At 44.0% G+C, this 20,374-nt stretch carries 17 protein-coding genes; 2 read left to right on the top strand and 15 right to left on the bottom strand.

Annotation, left to right across the window (positions count from 1 at the left end):
• Nucleotide 1: 1 nt before the first annotated feature.
• From NAF19_RS11295 to prfA, 7 genes are all read right to left on the bottom strand, one after another.
• Nucleotides 2–1,339 (bottom strand): sensor histidine kinase, encoded by a 1,338-nt coding sequence (locus NAF19_RS11295; protein ID WP_252790153.1) that lies wholly within the window; start codon nt 1,337–1,339, stop codon nt 2–4.
• A gap of 110 nt (nt 1,340–1,449) precedes the next feature.
• Nucleotides 1,450–2,133, bottom strand: a complete 684-nt coding sequence (locus NAF19_RS11300) for a response regulator transcription factor (RefSeq protein WP_252790154.1) — start codon at nt 2,131–2,133, stop codon at nt 1,450–1,452.
• Between the two features lie 6 nt (nt 2,134–2,139).
• Nucleotides 2,140–3,024, bottom strand: a complete 885-nt coding sequence (locus NAF19_RS11305; RefSeq protein WP_252790155.1) for a hypothetical protein — start codon at nt 3,022–3,024, stop codon at nt 2,140–2,142.
• 28 nt (nt 3,025–3,052) lie between these two features.
• Nucleotides 3,053–3,247: a hypothetical protein gene (locus NAF19_RS11310; protein ID WP_252790156.1), complete on the bottom strand. Its 195-nt coding sequence runs from the start codon at nt 3,245–3,247 to the stop codon at nt 3,053–3,055.
• A gap of 361 nt (nt 3,248–3,608) precedes the next feature.
• On the bottom strand, nt 3,609–4,556 hold the full coding sequence (locus tag NAF19_RS11315) for an FAD:protein FMN transferase (protein ID WP_252790157.1): 948 nt from the start codon (nt 4,554–4,556) through the stop codon (nt 3,609–3,611).
• Nucleotides 4,557–4,742: 186 nt separating this feature from the next.
• Nucleotides 4,743–5,321, bottom strand: coding sequence for a suppressor of fused domain protein (locus NAF19_RS11320; RefSeq protein ID WP_252790158.1), 579 nt, complete (start codon nt 5,319–5,321; stop codon nt 4,743–4,745).
• A 65-nt stretch (nt 5,322–5,386) separates the two neighbouring features.
• Nucleotides 5,387–6,460 carry a peptide chain release factor 1 gene (gene prfA, locus NAF19_RS11325; RefSeq protein WP_252790159.1) on the bottom strand — a complete coding sequence of 358 codons (1,074 nt, stop codon included), beginning with the start codon at nt 6,458–6,460 and terminating at the stop codon, nt 5,387–5,389.
• A gap of 284 nt (nt 6,461–6,744) precedes the next feature.
• Here prfA and NAF19_RS11330 point away from each other — a divergent pair, with 284 nt between their 5' ends.
• A complete protein-coding gene (locus tag NAF19_RS11330; protein ID WP_252790160.1) occupies nt 6,745–8,073 on the top strand; it encodes an alpha-L-fucosidase in 1,329 nt (442 codons plus the stop codon).
• A gap of 125 nt (nt 8,074–8,198) precedes the next feature.
• On the opposite strand, the gene NAF19_RS11335 is transcribed toward NAF19_RS11330, so the two are convergent.
• From NAF19_RS11335 to NAF19_RS11345, 3 genes are all read right to left on the bottom strand, one after another.
• Nucleotides 8,199–9,845, bottom strand: coding sequence for a M1 family metallopeptidase (locus NAF19_RS11335; protein ID WP_252790161.1), 1,647 nt, complete (start codon nt 9,843–9,845; stop codon nt 8,199–8,201).
• Nucleotides 9,846–10,028: 183 nt separating this feature from the next.
• Nucleotides 10,029–10,607: a gliding motility lipoprotein GldD gene (gldD, locus tag NAF19_RS11340; protein WP_252790162.1), complete on the bottom strand. Its 579-nt coding sequence runs from the start codon at nt 10,605–10,607 to the stop codon at nt 10,029–10,031.
• Complete coding sequence (locus NAF19_RS11345) at nt 10,604–11,404, bottom strand: shikimate dehydrogenase family protein (protein WP_252790163.1); 801 nt, start codon at nt 11,402–11,404, stop codon at nt 10,604–10,606. The genes gldD and NAF19_RS11345 overlap by 4 nt, the downstream gene beginning before the upstream one ends.
• Before the next feature lie 147 nt (nt 11,405–11,551).
• On the opposite strand from NAF19_RS11345, the gene NAF19_RS11350 reads away from it, so the two are divergent.
• On the top strand, nt 11,552–11,983 hold the full coding sequence (locus NAF19_RS11350; protein WP_252790164.1) for a hypothetical protein: 432 nt from the start codon (nt 11,552–11,554) through the stop codon (nt 11,981–11,983).
• A gap of 353 nt (nt 11,984–12,336) precedes the next feature.
• Here NAF19_RS11350 and NAF19_RS11355 read toward each other — a convergent pair whose 3' ends face one another.
• From NAF19_RS11355 to NAF19_RS11375, 5 genes are all read right to left on the bottom strand, one after another.
• Complete coding sequence (locus NAF19_RS11355) at nt 12,337–14,286, bottom strand: outer membrane protein assembly factor BamB family protein (protein WP_252790165.1); 1,950 nt, start codon at nt 14,284–14,286, stop codon at nt 12,337–12,339.
• A 95-nt stretch (nt 14,287–14,381) separates the two neighbouring features.
• Nucleotides 14,382–14,909, bottom strand: a complete 528-nt coding sequence (locus tag NAF19_RS11360; RefSeq protein WP_252790166.1) for a hypothetical protein — start codon at nt 14,907–14,909, stop codon at nt 14,382–14,384.
• A gap of 505 nt (nt 14,910–15,414) precedes the next feature.
• The gene (locus NAF19_RS11365) at nt 15,415–16,422 is read right to left on the bottom strand and encodes a DUF3078 domain-containing protein (protein ID WP_252790167.1); all 1,008 of its coding nucleotides are present in this window, start codon (nt 16,420–16,422) and stop codon (nt 15,415–15,417) included.
• A 309-nt stretch (nt 16,423–16,731) separates the two neighbouring features.
• Nucleotides 16,732–17,229: a hypothetical protein gene (locus NAF19_RS11370; protein ID WP_252790168.1), complete on the bottom strand. Its 498-nt coding sequence runs from the start codon at nt 17,227–17,229 to the stop codon at nt 16,732–16,734.
• Nucleotides 17,230–18,233: 1,004 nt separating this feature from the next.
• The gene (locus tag NAF19_RS11375) at nt 18,234–20,372 is read right to left on the bottom strand and encodes an alpha-2-macroglobulin family protein (protein ID WP_252790169.1); all 2,139 of its coding nucleotides are present in this window, start codon (nt 20,370–20,372) and stop codon (nt 18,234–18,236) included.
• Nucleotides 20,373–20,374 lie beyond the last annotated feature (2 nt).

Below are 20,374 nucleotides of genomic sequence, written 5' to 3' on the forward strand. Positions count from 1 at the left end.
GTTAGCTGTGAACTTCTATCGCTCCCGGCGGAAAAACCAGCTTAAATGTGCTGCCCTGTCCTTTTTGAGATGTCACCACAATTTTTATTTTGTGGAAAGCGGCTATCGATTTTACGATTGGCAGCCCCAGCCCAAAACTATCCTGCTGTAAGGATTGACGGATTTTCTTAAACCGGTTAAAAATATAGGGCAGGTCTTCTTCAGCAATGCCGATGCCTGTATCGGTTATGCTAACCGTAAACGTGTTATTTTCCCTGGCCGCAATTACTATTATTGCGCCATCGGGCTTATTGTATTTTATCGCGTTGTTAATCAGGTTAAAAAACAGGTTGAACAGCAGGAATTTATTAACGTGTACAAGGCTCCAGTTCTCAGGCACCTCGGCTTCGTAGCTAATGTTTTTGTCCTGCAGGCGAATAGATATTTCGTCGTAAAGTTCCTGCAGCATTTCTGATAAAGAAACATTATCGGCCTTTAAAAACTGTTCGTTTTCAATTTGCGATATCAGCAGCAGGGTTTTGGTAATGCTTTTCAGCCGGTTCAATATTTTCTGCATTTCAAGCAGCCGCGCCTTTAGTTCGTCCACAATGTCCTCGCGCTCAAACATGTTCTCGATTTTCGATTGCAGGATCGATATGGGTGTCATCAGCTCGTGCGAAGCATTTGAAATAAACTCCCGCTCTTTCTGAAATGTGCCCTCAATAGTCTCAATCATTTTATGGATGCTGAGGTCAAGGTGCTGAAAATCGGAGGTGCTAGTTTTTACCTGCTCATAAAAGCCAAAATTTGGAAATTTCTGGCCAACAAGTTTGGTTTTTATGATTTGCCCCAAAGGCTTAAGCACATAATTTGAGTACAGCTGATCAGCCATTATCGTCAACAATATCATAGCTACCAATACCTGGAAGGCGATGTTTTGTATGGGCCGGGTAGTTTCAGTTATCGTGTCAACGCTTATGGCAATCTCCAGCAGGTATTTCTTATTGTCGGCCCTGAAATTATGGCTTAAAATCCGGTATTCAATGGTATCGCCCTGCAGTATGCGTTTTTCATTTTTAATGGTATCTAAATTAAAAAACGATGAGTCGATATTCAGGCTCACATAATCTTCTTTAAGCGGGGTATAAAAGCCGACCGCATTCTCGTCGCTCTGGATGTAGCTTTTTATCCCCTGGTTTTTTACAATCTGCATCATACGGTCACGTTGTTTGAGCAGCTTGCTATCGGTATAGGTTTGGTTTATACGCGTTATTAAACGCGGCAACAATAACACAAAAATGGTTGCGATCACCAGTTTTGATATCGTATTAAACAGCGTAAGTTTAGTTTTTAACTTCATTGGCGGAAGAGCCAAGAGTCAAGAATCAAGAGTCAAGACAAAAAAGAAGAAAGGAAAAAGACCGGCTTCCTATCTTGATTCTTGGCTCTTGATTCTTGACTCTCTTCCTCTTAACTGTTTATTTTTATTTTATACCCCAAACCACGTACCGTTTCCAGCCAATCGGGCGAAGCGTATACATTTAATTTTTTGCGGATGTTTTTTATGTGGGCATCAATATAATTGGAGTCATAGTCGTCATTAATAATGCTGCCCCAAATATGCTCGCTTAACTGCGACCGGGTAAGTGTGCGATTTTTATGCAAAATTAGGTACGCTATCAGGTCGAACTCCTTTTTGGTGATGGTATTTACTTCGGTGTTTTGATAGTTGATGATGCGCTCGGTTAAGTTAATAACAAAGCCGCCCAAATCAACCAGGTTTTGGTTCAAGCCAAACCTGCGGCGGGTTATGGCCTGCATACGGCTTTGCAGTTCAAGCAAGCTAAATGGCTTGGGCAGGTAATCGTCGGCTCCAAGGTCGAGCCCCTTTATACGATCAAACACTTCTGCGCGTGCTGTAAGAATAATGCAGATTGCCTCGGGGTTGTTTTTTTTGGCTTCCTTTAGCAGGTCAAGACCGTCGTAATCAGGCAAACCAAGGTCGATCAAAATAAAATCGTAAAGGTTTACAGCAATTTTTTCCGAGCCTGAAGCGCCATCGTAACATACCTCGCACATGTAATTGTAATTGGTCAGAAAAATCTCCAGTTCCTCGGCAAGGGCTTTTTCGTCTTCAATTATCAAAACATTCATATGCGTCTAAAAAAATAAGTAGTAAAATGTCATGTTAAAAAAAACCTCGTGCCGGTTTTTCAGCTCGCCCTCTACGTTTACCGGTATCGAGTATTTCCATGATGCCTCCAGTGTATAATGCGGGCGGTTGTAGGCAATAGGCAGTTTCAGGCTGTAATTTAGGGCATTAAATTTACCATTGTTATACGGGCGCTCGGGTGATCCTTCAAGAGGTTCAGCTATGCTGTATAGCGCAAACTTATTGATATGGTCCCTTGAGTACTTGCCCACAAAATTCTGAGTGCCAAAAATGGCAGTGATTGTTGGATTGAATGATACGTAATCCTGGTCATCAAAAATACTCCAGGTCGGCTCAATATATTTTGACGTGCTGAATGTCAGGAAGAAATCGCTCGATTTGCCAAACAAATAATCTGCCGTAACACTCGTTTTGGCAATTTTCCAGTCGAAGCTGTTTTTAAAATTGATATCGTTTGATGAGGCCGACTTTATAACATCGGCAGCTGCTTTCATAAACAAAAACCTTGTGTAGCTAATAGTGCCGGTAACCTTTTTATTGTATTTATAAAAATAACCGGTTCCCAAATCTACTTCGTCAACCAACGGATCGTACCCAATTACTTTTACCGCCGAGCCGTAGACGAAGAAGCCGGTTTTGGTGTTGTAAATAACATCAGTACTTAAAAAGGGGTAATTAATAGGCCCGGTGCGCCCAAAAAACTGCACGTCGCTACCATAATTAACCCCAACAGAAACCGATCGCTTCCTAAAAACGGTATCGGTATCGGCAACAGCACGCTTTTCTGCGTACTTGTAAAGCATCGGCTCAAGGTTCGCAGCATTTGCGGCGGTCCCCGTTATAATTAAAAGCAATACCAGGTAGTATTTCATTTATGCTCAGCAATAAGTTGGTTAATTGTTAATTGCCATTGTGCCTTGGTATTTCAGGCGGCCTTTCCAAACCTTCGGGTCTACGCTGTCGTTTTGATTTTGGCTTGGGCGTTAGCTCAACCGGTTTCTCGGGCCTGGGTTGTTTTTTGGCCTTGGCTACCTCTTTAATTTTCTTTTTATCCTCCTGCTCTTGTTTTTTTGTTTTGGTGGTATCTGTTAACATTTTATTAACAGACAAACTTATCCGCAAATTATTACAAACAAAATTAAAATGAGTATTTTTTATTTTGGCAGATGATATACATGGTGCAAACAATAACAACAGGACAATATACGCAAACCACTTTATCATTACAGAGTAGAAAATGTTAAAATTCTTTTCAAATAGTATTCAATTAAACTTGGCCATTTAATTAGCTGAACCACGGGCGGCATTCAATAACAATGCGCCAGGCAATTAAATCTAAAACTGATCGGAATAATATAATTGAGGTTTATTTCAATAGCATGTATTAGTGTGTTTTATACACTATAACGGATTAAAATTAGCTTTTATTTATTCAACTAGAAATGAAAAATAAAATTTAATTAATGTTTATATTTTTTGAAGTATAAACGCGACTGTGGTCGTCAATAATAACAGCGGCCATTTGGTTTAGCTGGTTTATTAAATACAGACCGGCATTTATGCCTATTGCCATTATTGGGGTAGCCATAGCATCGGCCAGTTCGGCAGTGGTGCTGATTATGCTTACGCTTTTTATTTTACTTACAGGGAAACCTTTTTTTGGAGTAAATGAGCCTAAAAGTTTTTTATCAACAATGGTGGCATATTTTTCGGTATACACCGAACTTGCTACAGCCATATTACTGATGGCAACATTGGCAAACACTTCTTTTTCCTGAGATGGGTCGGCAACAGCAACTGTCCATGGCTCGTTATCGGGCTGGTTGCCCCAGGTTAGTAAATCGCCGCCTGCGTTTATTACGCCGCTGCTTACACCTTGTAGTTGCAGTATATATTTTGCCCTGTCGGCAGCGTAGCCCTTGCTGTTTGCAGCAAAGCCAATGCGCATGCCCGGCTCTTTTAAAAATACAGTTTGTTCCGCAGCGTTAAGCACTACGTTTTTATAGTTAGCATTGCTAACCATAGTTTTTGCAGTTGCGCCGCCGTTTAAGTTTTCAAAGGCAGTATCGTCATTACCACCCGAATTGTAAGTAATATCAAAAGCACCGTCAGTCAGTTCCGATATCTGCAGGGAGCGGTCAATCAGCCTGAAAATTTCGGCATTTGCCTTTACAGGCTTTACACCTGCGTTGCGGTTTATTGCATTTATGCAGCTGTCATCGCCAAAAGCGCTTAGTAATTTTTCAACCCTGGTTATTTCAGCAACGGCTGCATCAAAACATCCTTCGGCCCACGCCGGGTTATCACCAACTACACTTATCTCAAACTGATCGCCCATCAGGCGCAATGAACGCCTGAAAATTACAGAATTGTTATTAGGGGAAATGGTTTTTACTGCCAACATACGCTAAACAATTTAAAAGGCTTTTATAACATCGCCTTTAATTTTAAACCGGCAATACGCTGCATTTTTATTAACGTTAATACAGTATACCGCTAAACTTTATAACGAAAGTAGCATTGCTTTATGAAAATGAGATGAAATGAAGTGTGTAAGGATCGTAATACCGTCAGGGCTATGTCAAAAACACTAGATAATACTTGCTCTATGCGGATCAACGTAGTCAAACGGGATTTCATCAAATTTTTGTTCTAATGCTTCCAATCCAAATTGCTTTTTGAAATCTAATTCTGCTTTTGATATTGGGATAAGCCAATAACAATGGATCGTCTTTAGATTATCCGCTTGAGGTTTAACGATTTCCACGTCGGGGCCGTCGAGATAAGGCAAAGATATTAAACCGTACGAGCAAATTGAAGAACCTTGCCATGGCTGACCAAAATTTACTGTATGTCCTAAGTTAATATTGTCCTCTGTGTTATGATAATAACTTACAACCGTCAGCACTTCCAGGATACTGTCGTCTTGTTTAAGAGAAAATAAATGTAATTCAATAGGATGGAGATGAGTAAATGTAGACATGCAGCAAGTGCTATATGTCCACATTTTACGTTTTTCATTTGGTGCGAATTCCAAAATGGAGAAATCCGGGGATAGCGCTTTCATCGGTCCAGTCGCCCATTTTTTTTCTCTGAAATTGCGCCCCCAAACATTTGAATAATGTTCTATCAGAGCCTCTTTATAAACTTGGATACTATTATGATCCATATTTCGCTCTTGTGGATATTTATCGAGTTTAGCTACTTTTGAAAGTTACTGCATCCCTGCAGAGATTAGGCTACAGTTCCTTCTTTTAGCTTCTCAGCATTCTCCGCAAACTGAAGGGCTTCCATAATATCCTGCAAATCGCCGTTCATTACGCCGGTTAGGTTGTAAATGGTTAAGCCGATACGGTGCTCGGTTAAGCGGCCCTGGGGGTAATTATAGGTACGTACCTTGGCCGACCTGTCGCCGGTTGATACCATGGTTTTGCGCTTTTTCGAGGTTATTTCCAGGTGCTTTTGCAGCTCCATTTCGTAAACGCGAGAGCGCAGTACCTGTAAAGCTTTGTCGTAGTTTTTTAATTGCGATTTTTGATCCTGGCACTGTGCCACAATGCCCGACGGTATGTGTGTTAACCTAACTGCCGAATAGGTGGTATTTACTGACTGCCCGCCTGGTCCTGATGCGCAGAATAAATCCTTGCGGATATCGCTCACCTGCAAATCAATATCAAACTCATCCACTTCTGGTAGTACTACTACAGTAGCGGCAGATGTATGCACACGGCCCTGGGTTTCGGTATCAGGCACACGCTGTACGCGGTGCACACCCGATTCGTATTTTAAATTGCCGTAAGCGTCTTCGGCATTTACATTAAACACAATTTCTTTGTATCCGCCAGATGTACCTTCAGTGTAGTCAACCAATTCAGTTTTCCAGCCGCGGCGTTCGCAATAGCGCATATACATGCGGTAAAGATCGCCGGCAAAAAGGGCCGCCTCGTCGCCACCGGTACCGCCACGGATTTCAATAATGGCATTTTTCGAATCTTCAGGATCCTTAGGTATCAGCATCAAACGGATAGCTTCTTCCATTTCGTCCTGTTTGGTCAGCAACTCATCCAGTTCGCCTTTGGCCATTTCGCGAAACTCTTCGTCTTTCTCGGTAGCTAATATCTCCTTGTTGCTGTCGATATTGCTCATTATATTTTTGTAGATGTTGTACTGGTCAACAACCTTCGCCAAATCTTTGTATTCTTTATTCAGCTGGGCAAAACGCTTCATATCAGCCATGGCATCAGGGCTGCTCAGTTCAGCTTCTACATCTTTCCAGCGTTGAAATATCGCCTCTAATTTCTCTAACATAACAAACTATGATTTTTAGGATTGATAGGCTTTAGGATTGTCTTGTAAAAGACAGTCCCTTGTTCCTGTTATCCCCGGCTTTAATTAAAGCGCACAAAGGTACGTAATTACGCGCAATATTAATTCATGCAGATGTAAAGAGAACCACTGACTGGAGTGATTGTGTTGATTTCGCCGATTATTTAATGGGCGAATTTGGCCTTATTTGATCTTGAGACAACCATCGACGCTATTTCTTGTTAATATTGCGCAGTCTATTTGCTCAACATATACATGCAAACGATATGATAAGGAAAACAACTCTGGGGTTAATTATTTGTTTTACAATTGGTTTGGGCCATGCCCAAACCAAAATCGACCCAAAAACCATTGCCGACAAAATGCATTGGTTTGAAGATGCCAAGCTGGGTATTTTTATACATGCGGGTATTTATTCGGTAAATGGCATCGATGAATCGTGGAGTTTTCATAATAAAAAAATAAGCTATGCCGACTATATGAAGCAGCTGAAGGGTTTCACCCTAAGCAAATATGACCCGGCCACCTGGGCCGATTTGATTAAGGAAAGCGGCGCCCGTTATGCGGTTATTACAACCAAGCACCACGACGGTGTAGCTATGTATGACACTAAACAAAGCGATTTAAACATTGTAAAAAAGACCCCGGCCAACCGCGACATGGTGAAACCTTTTTTTGATGAATTACGCAAGCGCGATATCAAATGCGGTGCTTATTTTTCACTTATCGACTGGTCGAATAAGTTTTATCCAGGCTTTTTAAAGGATAGCTCGCGCTATGAGGTGCAGAACGATTACGACCGCTGGAACACTTTCCGCATGTTTTTCCAGGGACAGATTACCGAGATTGCCAACACCTTAAAACCCGATTTGTGGTGGTTTGACGGGGATTGGGAACACAGCGCCGAAGAATGGGAAGCCGAAAAAGTGAGGCGTATTATTTTATCCAGGAACAAGAATGCAATCATAAACGGCCGGCTGCAGGGCTATGGCGATTATACCACACCCGAACAGAACTTCCCGGTTACGCGCCCTCCGTTTAACTGGTGGGAACTATGTATGACTATTAACGACAACTGGGGCTTCCAGCCGCAGGACCAAAACTGGAAAACGCCGTACGAAATCATCACCATTTTTGTGGATGCTGTGGCCAACGGTGGCAACCTGCTGCTCGACATCGGGCCCAAAGAAGACGGCACCATCCCCGACCAGGAAGTCAACGTTTTAAAGGAGCTTGGCGCCTGGAACAAAAAGAATGGCGAGGCTATTTTCGGCACCAAAGCGGGCCTGCCTGCCGGGCATTTTTATGGAGCAAGCACCATGTCGAAAGACTCAACCACCTTATACCTGTTTGTCCCTGCAAAAACCGTTGGGACGTTAATGATAAAAGGGCTTGACAATAAAATTGAAGACATAACAGTAGTTGGGAATGGCGCTAAGCTTACCCCGAAAGTGGTAGGGAAAATATCATGGAGCAAAGTACCCGGCTTAGTTTACATTGATTTACCCGAAAATGTGCAGGATAAATATATGACAGTATTGAAGGTTAAACTGGATAAGCCGGTTAAATTGTATCGCGGCGAGGGTGGCCTGTAATGACAAGACACTAATTTTCACGAATTAAATCGAATTACACGAATTATAAAACCGGATTAATTCGAAAAAATCGCCGACGTTCTAATTCGTAAAAATTCGCCTAATTCGTGAAATTCGTGTTTATTTTATTTCCCTTCACTTACCTCAAAACTTGCCAATAATTTAACATTCGGGTCAACCTTAATATCAACAGGTTTTGCCGGCACCTTGAACTGAACTGTTGTGGTTTTATCTTTTAAATGCACGGTATCCGCTTGTTTGCCTATCTGCAAATCAAGCAATACATCGAACAAGACAGCCTGTTTTTGGGTAATGGTTAAGTCGACAGCGCCTTTTGCAGCATTGTATTTCCAGGTGATAGCCAAATCCGGGTGACCGGGCGTGTATAGCCATTGGTTAAAAAACTGTTTCAAATCCTTGCCGCTGGCCTGTTCCATTATTTTTTGCAGACCACTTGTATAGGCATTGCCACCGTTGTATTTAGCATAATAATTCCTGAGGCCTGTCCAAAATGCCTGGTCGCCAATTTTGTGGCGCAGCATGTGCAGCACCCAGCCGCCTTTTTGGTAGCTGTTGGCATTAAGCAGTTGCATGTAGTTATCTTTTACCAGCGTATCAACCACTGGGGTCTGCCTTCTCTTTTCAAATCCAAAAACCACCTTTCTGTCGGCTGCTTCACGCTTCTTCATGGTATCCGGACCATATTTATTTTCCAGGTAGAGATTGGTAACATAAGTGGCGAACCCTTCGCTCAGCCAAACATGTCCGAAGTTTTTCTCACTGGCAGCATCGCCAAAGTACTGGTGGGCAATTTCGTGGGCCATCAGGTCTTCAATATCCTTTGTAGTTGGCGATTCTTCAAAATAGAAAATCGAGCCCGCATTTTCCATGCCGCCAAAAATGGTTTTTGACTGCACATTAGCCAGCTTTTTGTACGGGAACACGCCAATGCTTTTTTGGTAATACCTTACAATTTCGGGTGCCACCGCATAGCTTTTAAAGCCTGCATCCTTACTTTCAGGGAATACGTAGGTGTAAATTGGCACATCGCCAGCGTCGCCGGGGTGGTCAATGGCAAAATCGGCTGCTCCAATTACCATAACTTTTGTGGGTAATTGTGCTGTTTCTTTCCAGTGCGTTAGCTTAAAATTAAAGGGCAAAGCAGTTTCTTCGATTTTTAAGCCGTTTGATACTACACTGTAGTGAGCGGGTGCGGTAACAAAAAAATCGACCTGGGCTTTGTCGCCGGGGTAATCGGCGCAGGGCAGCCAGTTATGCGCGCGGTTAGGCCAGTTGTCGCCAAAAAAAGTGCGGTGCCCAGCTTTGTTTTTTGATATAATGAGTCCGTCAGCAGGTATGCCAGAGTAGTTTACAGTGAAGCTATGCTCGCTGCCGGCAGTTACAGTTGCGTTAATGTTGAGTTTTTCCGCTTCCTGCGTAAAGACTATGTTTTTACCGTCCTCCGTTATTGACGATACGAGCATTCCTTTGCCCGCTGTGCTTTTTGTTTGGTTGTTGCGTACATGTGTACTGCCCGAGTTACTGGTAGTATCTCCGGCGGCTTGTTGTTTAACCAGGTCCAGTTGGAAAGCATTTACATTCTTCAGAAATTTAATCCTGATTTTGGCCTGCCCTTTTAAGGAGTCGTTACTATCATTAATTTGTATCGCAAAACGGTAGTGCTGCACATCAAAGGTCGGCGCCTGGGCTTGCACTTTCGAGAGCATACAACCCAGCATCGCCAAAGCAAAAAATGAAAAGGCTTTATTCATGGTCAGTTAGTTATGAATTATGTGTAAACATCCTAAAAAAATCCGACATCGCCATAGGTTAAGCAATCATCGACTCCTACCGGTTCGGGTTTTCATTTCTTAATTCCGAAGTCGCCACTCCGACTTCAGCAACAAAACTTTCTTCTTCGGACTTTCCTGACTTTTCCGACTTCTAACTTCCCCTCACTTCCACCTGAAGCTCTTTATCATTAAGTCCACATCCTTTTTCACAAACGTAAGCACGGGTTGTATTGAATCCAGCCGGGGTTCGTTGTTAAAATAAAGCGCTCCGCGGATATAGTTTTTGGTGCTATCGGTTAAATAAAACTGAACGGACGATGCCGCATTGCCTTCAATGCTATAGTAAATGCCGTAAACCTTCCGCTCCGGGTAATTGATAACGCCCTGATCTATTGAGGTTGCTTTTATGGTGTGCTTAAAACTCAACTTATGCGCATCTTCAGCCAGTTGATTAAATTCTTTTTTGGATTCTATATGCTCGTAACTTAAATGCAATGTGCCGTTAAACTGCTTAAACTGCATGTTTAGCCAGTACGGCTTTGCGTTCGCATTTTTGTCGGGCTCTATCACAGCGTATTTAGGATATTCGAAGGTAAATGGCGCGGGAGACTCATACGGCTGGTAAGCCTTCTCTGGGAAAACAATACGATAATACCCCCGCGGCTTGGGCGAATAGTCGTGGTTGCCACTACATGCACCAAAAAGCAGGATGATAATTACCGGTAATATTAGTTTCCTCATGGATGTTTTTGTGCTTCTGTCCATATTTCCCAGCTCTTTTCGGCCTGCAGTATTAACATTTCGTAGCCGTTTTTTATTGTGGCACCCTGCTCTTCGCCCTTTTGCAAAAACAGTGTTTTTTCGGGGTTATATACCAAATCGTAAAGTAAATGATCCTCGGTCAGGGCTTCATATGGTATATCAGGGCATTCGTTAACATTTGGCGATGTGCCCAGTGGTGTTGTATTGATAATGATAAGGTGCTTTTTAATATGGTGCGGTTTTAAATCCTTAAACAATAAATTATCGCCAATTGGTTTACGGGTTACTACCTTAAAATTTATCCCCAATTTTTCAAGTACACATTTTACAGCTTTGGCAGCGCCGCCATCACCCAAAACCAGCGCCTGGTCATGATGGTCTTTCAAAAAGGGCGTTAATGACATTTCGAAACCATAAATATCAGTATTAAATCCCTCCAGCCTGAAATCATGGCCTTTTACGCCTACCTCGCCAGAAAAGGCAGCCAAAACCGGGCTTTCAGCGCTTACCCGAATACAATTTACGGCGCCTGCACTCCTGGCATCAGGTTCAACCCAGTCGAGGTGCCTGAGTACTTTTATCTTATGTGGCACCGTAACATTTAGCCCACAAATGTCTGGATGAATATCCAGCAAGTCCTGTAAACCGTTTATATCTTCCAGGGGATATAATTCATATTTCGAATCGGTAATATGCTCCCGCTCAAACTTTTCGGTAAAATACTTTTTCGAGAACGAATGTGTAAGCGGGTAGCCGATAAGCCCGTAATGTTTCATGTTTGTTAGATCTGAGACGTGAGTATTGAGATTTGAGACATTGCGGTTAGCCTGTTTAAAATCCCGGTTTTTTTAAAATGTAATATTAGTAAGAAATCGGGCAATTGTTATGATTGATTTGTAATATTGCTTACCAGCATCAGTTAAATGAAAAAATATTCCGCGTTTATCATCTTCTTCTTAATCTTCACAAAACTCCAGGCCCAGCCTGCCAGCACCATAAAACCACCCGATTACATGCTCGGCTCCTTTGAAGACGATTACCAAATACGCTACAAAATAACCGACACCCTCTGGCTGCAGCTATCCAATACCCGTTTCCACATCATTAAATGGAACCTGGAAAAGAAATACATTATCGCAAAAAACGATGCAAAAAACCCCGGCGAGGGCGGCCTTTATACCCGCATTGATTATATGACTTTTGATAACATGGCGCCCTGGAAATGGGGTTATTGCCTTACCGCCTACAACGCCCCAACCGACGCCGCCGCCGAAGCAACGGCAGCTGCCGACAGGGCGAACCCGATGAAGGGGTGCGGAGGATACCCGTTTTCGAGGATGAAGCGGGTGAAGTAGTGAATGGCGGATACATGCTGTTTAATTAAGCAACGCCTGAACCTCCCCAACCCCTGTGTCGAATTTATCTGCGGACCGGGATTGTGTAATCAGTTGTTATAATTACGGCAAAAAATGTTCCTGTTCACAGTGGAACACAATGAACAGGGTGGAACAGCAAAGGGTCGGTGTATTTTAGTAAAAAATGCGTTCCCGGGGCTCAATGGCTGTTTTTTACTTAAAAGCCGCCGAAAAAAATGCAAAAATTACTGACAAAACAGTGTCAGTAATTCATCACTATTAATGCCGAAATTTGCGACGCGAAAAAAACCGGCGCAGCCTTTAACTGCGCCGGTACCCTAACAAACAGCTGCTTAAAACTTGTAAGCGCTGATCTCGCTGCCACCAGATACATAGTAAACCATGTTGCCAACGGGATCAAGCTCGTAAACGGGCTTTTTGTTGTTTAGCACAATGGCGGCTTCTTCTTTGCCATTGTCTTTATTTATGCGTACAATACCCACGCCTTTTTCTTCTCCATCGCTGGTTTTGGTGAGGATGGATTGGTAGTCCTCAGTCGACTTTGATGCTTTAAAGCGCTTGCTGATTTCTTTGAGCGATGCTGCTGCTATGCCACTCCAGGCATTTGCCGATTTTTGATAGTCATCGGCCACGCTGGTAGCACCCACGCCGCGGGCATAACCACTGGTGTACGATTGACTGGCCGAGGTAGCCATAGCCGTTGCGGCCAACGCACCATTCATAATTTTTCCAAATGTGCTTATGCCTGGTGCCGGTTTGTAAACCTTGTAGATCTGGCTGCCATTAAAATCAACCAGTGTTAAATTTTGGCTCGATGTTAATAACAAGCCATTGCTGCGCAGCTCGAAACTTCCGGGTGCTTCTTTGCCATCAAATTTGTACATGTTGGCGAAGGTTTTGTAAGTGCCGGTTGCGTTATCCATTACATAAATGGCACCATCAGCATTAAAGTAGGTAAGGCCGTCCTTATCAACACCCAGCCCACCATCTTTATATTTTATCGATTTTGGCCAAACGTCCTTACCTGTGTTAAGGTCGAGGATATTAGTTTCCTCGGTGGTGCGGTATAGCAGTCCTTGCGGAAGCATGCGTACATCCACAATAGTGCCATCAACTTTTAATTGTTTGGGGATGGCAGGTTTACCGGCATCAAGATCAATAACGTTAACTGCATTCTGTCCTTTGCTTTTTTCGGTAGCTACACAAAGCTTATTACCGGCGTACGAGTAAAATACCACAGATCCGGCAAGATCAAGTGCGCCACCGCTCCATTTTGATGCGCCGGTTTCCGGGTCGTACAGGTTGATGAAAGCCTTACCGCTGCCGCCGCCGTTTGCCAGCTTTCCTATCAGCCCGTGTGCTTTTTTTACATGGCCTTCGGCATCAGTTTTTGGTGCGCGGCTGTCGTCGGTACAAAGTAAAATACCACGGTCGTCAAATATAATTTGTGCCACCGGCGATTCAAGTTCCGCGCGTTTCCAAACTTCTTTGCCGGTTTCAATATCAAAAGCCGTCATCACCGTATGGCTGGCGAAATATATCAGGTTGGGGTTTTTATATTTTAAAAACTGTGCCGATGTTGAGGTAGCGTTGCCGTTTGCCAAAGCATTGCCCTTGCCGCCAAATGCGCCAAAGCCTTCCGCTTCCTGCAATGCAGGCGGCTGGGTTTTCATTTCCTGTTTCCACATTACCTCGCCAGTTTTGCCGTTAAGCTTGTAAATCTCTTTGGTGGTCGATATTACAAAGGCTTCGTCGCTAACCGCGTATGGGGCCGCAGTAATAATTTCGCTGTTGCTTTCAAACAGTTTTTCCTGTTTCCACAATACGCTGCCCGTTTCGGCATTAACCAGGATCATTTGCCCTTTATTTGATTTGTTGAAGCCATAAAACAGGATGCCGCCCAGGCGCGGTATTTCAAACCGCTTTTGTACGCGCTGAAATTCCATATCCTTGGTTTTGCAAATAACACGACCGGTAGCCACGTCAATAATAACATGCTCCGGGAACATGCCGCGCTTTACAATAGCCACATAGGGCGAGTTTTCAATCGGGTCGTAATTTTCTTCTTTCAAATCGGTTAAAAAGTCAATTTTCCACTTTACCTGGCCGGTGGCATTATCAATACCATAAAAGCCATCGTTGGCGCTAACCACCAGCAAGCCGAGTGGCGTAACTTTTTGCCAGTTCACGGTGGAGGTGAATTTGGCTTTCCATACCGGGTCGCCTGCCAGCAGCCTTGCGCACAGCAGCATTCCCATAAAAAGAGTGAATAATTTTTTCATGATTTGTTGGGTTTTTGTTTGTTAGTGTTTGTTGCAGAACACCGTTTATGACGGTGATATGCCGGCTTTTTACACCGGCATTGGTTAAGGTAGTATTAATGCGAATTGATTTTACCGGAGAATTTGCCCTGCTCGGCAAAGCCTGCTTTACCTGCGGAGTTGTAGCCGGTAAAGTAAAAGGTGCCTTCGGCTTCGGTTGATGTAAATTTGGTTATTACCACTTTACCGCCGCCTTTAACGCCATGTAAATCGTCATTGTCGGTGCTGTAGCTTAGGGTGTTATCGGTTGGTTTGGTGTAATCTTTGGTTATTAATGCCCCATTGCCTGCGGCGTTGCCCTGGTCAAGGCTGTAAGTACCGGTTGTTGTAGCGCCTATCAATACAATTGACATTGATTGCGTGGTGCCATCCTTTATGGCTGAAACCGTAAACGTGCCTGCCGCGACAACGATCCCTGCCTGCGTGCTTTTAAAAGCTGCCCCGCCGCCGCCGTCAAAGCCATAGTTATCGGCAGTTACAGATGCCGCCACGCCTGCTTTTGGTGTAGTGCTGTCCTTTTTGCATGATGTAAGTCCGGCTATAACCAATGCAAGCAGGATAATTGAAGATTTTAAAGTTTTCATGGTGGATTATTATTTGCTGTTTTAGATATTGTAAATTTCTGATTATTAACAGCTTAGATAAATACCGTGATGGGGGCATATTAATATACCGGGTAACCGCAGGGAGGGATAATCCGGCGCTACAATATGGGCCGGGCCGATGGCTCTTGAAAAGCAGGTGTGTTAAAAAAGGGAAGGCTTTTAGGATGCAAGGCCGTGGGGCAATGTCATTAAGTTAAGGAAACCAAAGCGTAAAGCCCCCTCTAAATCTCCCCCGGTTGGGGAGACTTTAGCTTCGCCCGCGTTTAATTTTTTTCACGTCCTCCCTACCGGGGAGGATTTAGGTGGGGCTAATTCCCTTAACTTAATGACATTGGCCGTGGGGGCGAATAGAATTTTCGCCGGGCATGTTTTACCAAATGCACAGCTACAGCGCGAGTTTTGGGAATGTACCAGATATAGGGTGACGCAATACGCCCCTACAATGGGAAAACAGGAATTATATAATGGTTTTACGTTATCATCCCTACGGGAACTTATACACTACGCCCAGCGCTAACCCTTCCGTTCCCTGTACCTTTGGTGAAGTGTTTTTGTCGTAAAGGAACGTGCCGTTCACCGTAAAGGCAATCAGGCGGCTAACTTTTGAGGTAAAAACGGCGTCGACACGATGGCTGGTATAGCTTAGGCCTTGCTTGTATGGCACGAACAGGGCGTAACGGGCATTTAAGTGTGTGGTTTTTGAAAGGTCCTTATCAAACACAGCAACTGCCTGGAAAGCCAGTTCATTTAGTACCCGTTTGCCTATGGGCACGCCGTAGTTGGATGGTTGATTATGATAAATGGTAGTATCCAACACAAAGGTTTGGCGGGCGGTACCGGTACCCAGGCGCAAATCAAAAAACTTGCTCGGCTTAAACTCAAAACCCACCGACTCGGTTAAATAACCCGGCGACATGAAATTTGAGATCAGCTGCGAAACGCTGCGCCCCACTGAATCGGTGGTGTAATTAAAGCCTTTATCAAACTGCGACTCGAACGTTAACGACCCGAAAAAGAACCAGTGTTTTGATAGCTGCGAGGCTATTTTGTTGTCCCAAAAAATACGGTCGTTAGTTTTGCGCGAGCCCTGGCCCTTGTTTTTCGAGATGCCGTAAAGCAGCGCCAGTTCTGATGTAAAATCGAGCGGGGCCTTATTATATTCAATCTTATAGTCAAAGTTTCCACCCAGCGCAATAGCACTTATACCCCCTGCGCTATAGTTGCTGCTAAAGGCCGATTGGCTGAAGTTTAACCCAAACAATATTGATTTATGCCAGTAGCTTACCCGGTAATCCAGCATGGTAACCGGTACTTCCTGGCGGTGTATCTGCACCTCGCGAAAGCGGAAAGGCAACGCGTTTTTAACCGGCTCAATACGGTATTTATTTAATTGGTTGGTATCAACTTTTAAGGAGTCGGTTTTTTGTGCGCTGGCCGATAAAGCGGCGCCTAACAATATGAAAAATAGTAACCCGGGGGTGGTTTTAAACATAGTGGCAGATTTTTAAACAAAAGCTTTAATGGCAACAGCACAAAGCAATTTCCTCTAGCGTTAACAGTTAAAACGGCAAATTTATTATAATATAATAAAAATGTGGCATTGGAGGGGATAAAAATGAAGTATGGACAGAAAGTTAGCTTCTGAGGAGCCCGATGGACGGATCACCCCGATAAACCGGGGCGGTTGTTGAAAAATCATTGCAGCAGCCTGGGATTATATGCACTCAAGCGTTCCATTTTTCCACGCGGAACACCTGAAACACTGTGGAACATGCTGATTAATCCTGGTTTGAGTTTATAGTTAGTTATTACACGCAGTAGGCAGAAATTGAAATCTGCTCATGTTAAAATTTATTGCCTTGTGATTTATAAACCATGTTTTACCCAAATAATTTTCAATGGCACCAAATCCAAGCATTAATTTGTTGTTTTTCTTTAATAACGCAATTGGGTTCCTGTAAACGGTTGTTTTGGCGCCGTCGGTAAAAATGTAGTCGGCGAATAAAGTATCCTTTTTAAATTGTCCTATAATTTCGCCGTGATAAAAGTCTTTTTCCAAGGCACCGGGTTCAGGTTCCGCATATTTTACAACCAACCTCCCCTTAATTTTACCGTTCGGCAAAGTTTTAAATTTCAAAAAAGCGCTGTCCTTTTGATAAATAGCTGTGAAACATTGCTCACTATTTTCGATCGGTTTATAGTTGTCGCCATTACGCGGAGCAGCCTTTTTTGTGCCATGATTACAACTGAACAAAAACATCGAACAAAAGAAAAGTAACTGGTAAATTTCATTTTTCATCTTTAAATTGATTTTAGCTGTAAATATTTGATGCACCGTGAAATCGTTACGCGTTGTTATCGTCTTTTCGCTTTGGACTCGTCTAACTTGTTAATGGAATCCTCGTTGCACCTTAACACGATTTCACAACAATGAGACACTACGTAATTATCAAAAATTGTCATGAATTTGTAAACGGAATCTTTTGTTGCGGGAGCTATTTTCTTGTCTGACTCATAATATAATAAATCAACCCTAAAAAGCTTATACATCCTATCATTTTTTTGAACTCATTGTCACATATTACATATGCATTGTCGAAGTTTTTGGGTGAACCGTTTGCACTCATACAATTGCAATACGCCTTTGCCAAAGATTCTGGTCCATTTGTTTTGCAAGAAAAATTTAGCATTAATAATAAATAGAACAAGCTTTTTATTTTCATATCAATTTTAGATAAACACACTTTTTCTAGCCTATTTAAACATTATTCTTGATGCCCCACTCCGAACCTCGCTTCCACTAATAACCAATGATCCTATGACTTATGACCAATACTCATCCTCCCCCCTTCCGAGTGTGAATTAAACTCCGGCGCATACCACAGGCCTGCGACCTGTGCTGGTGAATTGCGCCCCTTTGGGGCTCGGAGATTTTTCTCTAGCTCAAAATGTTGGATCCGATACATAAAAACAAACCAGAGTCCAACACCTCGGAAACCCACCAGCCCCAAAGGGGCGATACCCGTTAGCACAGGTCGCAGGCCTGCGCTAAAATGGGCGACCTACGGCTTTATTCCCATCCTCCCCCCTTCCGAATGTGAATTAAACTCCGGCGCGTACCACAGGCCTGCGACCTGTGCTGGTGAATTGCGCCCCTTTGGGGCTCGGAGATTTTTCTTTAGCTCAAAATGTTGGATGCCGATACATAAAAACAAACCAGAACCTAATACCTCGGAAACCCACCAGCCCCAAAGGGGCGATACCCGTTAGCACAGGTCGCAGGCCTGCGCTAAAATGGGCGACCTACGGCTTTATTCCCATCCTTCCCCCTTCCGAATGCGCGTTAAACTCCGGCGCATACATGCTTTGTATGCTGGTTATCCCGGTTGAAAAATTGCCGGGTTGCGCTACCCGCAGCTGGTATTCAAACACGTAGTTACCTTTGTTCAAATAACTTATAAAAAAGTTGGTGGCTACATCTTTGGTTACCTGGTAATAGTACAGGCCGTCCTGGTATTTATAGGTCGATAGCGCGTCAACAGGTTCGGTGCCGGCAGGGCGCAAATCTTTTAGCTGCACGTATTCAAAATCGCGGTCGGCCTCCAGGTTGATGACAACCTTCAGCAAATCGCCGGTTTTGGGTTGATGCGTGGCGTCGACGGCAACCAGCACCGGGCCTGCATCCGTCTGTTTTTGGATGTAATATTTTCGCACCAATTGGATGTTTGTTAGTGCCGATGTTATTTTATCCAAATTCTCCAGGTATTGCCAGTGCATGGCGCCCCAGGTGGTGTTGGTGCCACCATTTTGTATTTCAATTTTGCCCAGCGCAGGCTTTAGCTGTTCATCGGCCCAGCTGGTTTTCAGGTAACCGGTGCCTGCATCCGCTTTAACATCAGGCTTCAGTTCTTCCAGTAGCTTGCCGTTTAGTTTTATGGTGGAGGTGCCGGTAGTGGCTAAAATATCATCCCCTTTTAACAGCAACGCATAACAGGCGGCGGCGGTTGCGGGGGTGGTTTTCCAGTTATTGGTTTGCTTGTTGCGCAGCAGCCAGATCTTCATTTCGTCCACAACTTTGGTGTTGTTGCCTGCCTCGGTAAATAATTCAATCAGCAGGCTTTGGGTTTCCACAGGTGCCTCATACCAAAAATAGCCGCGTTGGTTTTTGGCCCAGTACATGCCCATTTCGTCGCTTTGCTGCGCGGTTTCCAGTAACGATTTTTCTATCTGCTGGGTTATCGCCGGTTTTTTGTAGCGCTGCATGGTTAAGGCAATCATACCCTGCTCATAAACATTTTGGGTTGTCCATTGGCTGGCGGCGCGTTCCAGGTAATTGGTCAATAACTTTTGAATGGCGGCATCCATCGGGCTATTTAAAAAATAGCTACGGGCAAACCAGGCCTGTATCTCCATATCATTTACCGACCGGGTGGCGTAATCCTTATCTTTCTTTACCTGTTTATCGTCGTTAATTAACTGCCGCTCCATATAATTAAGCGCATTCGGCACAACTGCATCAAGGCCATCGCCGGCAATGTTCAAATGGCGCAGCTCGCCTATGCCCTGCAAAATATGCTGGGTTATAAACCTGTCGGCCCTGTCGCCCCCAAACCACGGGAAACCACCATCGGGCAATTGTTTCTTTTGCAGCTTATCCAAATTCATGCGCAACTCGTCGCTCATTTTGTTTAAATCGAACAGCAGGGCAATGCGTTTTTTCTGTTCCGTTTCACTAACGGCATCTTGCAGCCAGGGGGTTTCCTCAATCAAAGTAGCTTTCAGTTCCTGGTTTTTTTCGAGGTTTGATAACAACGCTGAGCTATTGCTCGCCTTCCACTGGTCGAACACCTGCTTAATAGCCGGCATCTTATTTACCAAATTAGTGGCCAGGCTGTTGGCATAATAACGACTAAAAGTTTGTTCGGCGCATTCGTACGGAAACTCCATCATATATGGCAGGGCCTGCACCGCGTACCATGCCGGGTTTTGGGTGTACTCCAGTGTTAGCGTTTTGTTTTGCAGGGTTTTGCTGCTTTGGTTTACCAGCTTATCAAATGTAAAGCCGCGGGTTTGCCCGGCGCGCACCATCATCGGCATCGATTCGGTCACCAGCGCGCGGTTAGGCAGCACCGGCAGCGTATTTTCTTCGCCGTCGCTAAACTGCCCGGCATCGGCAGTAAGGCGATAGGTTAAGGCATCCAAGCCGGCCGGGATAACCAGGTTAAAGGTAACGGCCTTGTTGATATTGGCGGCCACTTCAAAGGCCTGTTCGCCGTCAGCTTTGTTGGCAAACAGGTTTACCGGCTGCATGTTTAGCGCGTTAAATAGTTGCATTTTTATCGTGCCTTTTAAGGTTTTATCCGTTAAGTTAGCCAGCCTTGCCGAAACCGCCACGGTATCACCCTCGCGCAAAAAACGGGGCATATTGGCACTGATGCTCAATT

The sequence above is a fragment of the Mucilaginibacter flavidus genome (genome assembly GCF_024055575.1).
GTDB lineage: Bacteria > Bacteroidota > Bacteroidia > Sphingobacteriales > Sphingobacteriaceae > Mucilaginibacter > Mucilaginibacter flavidus.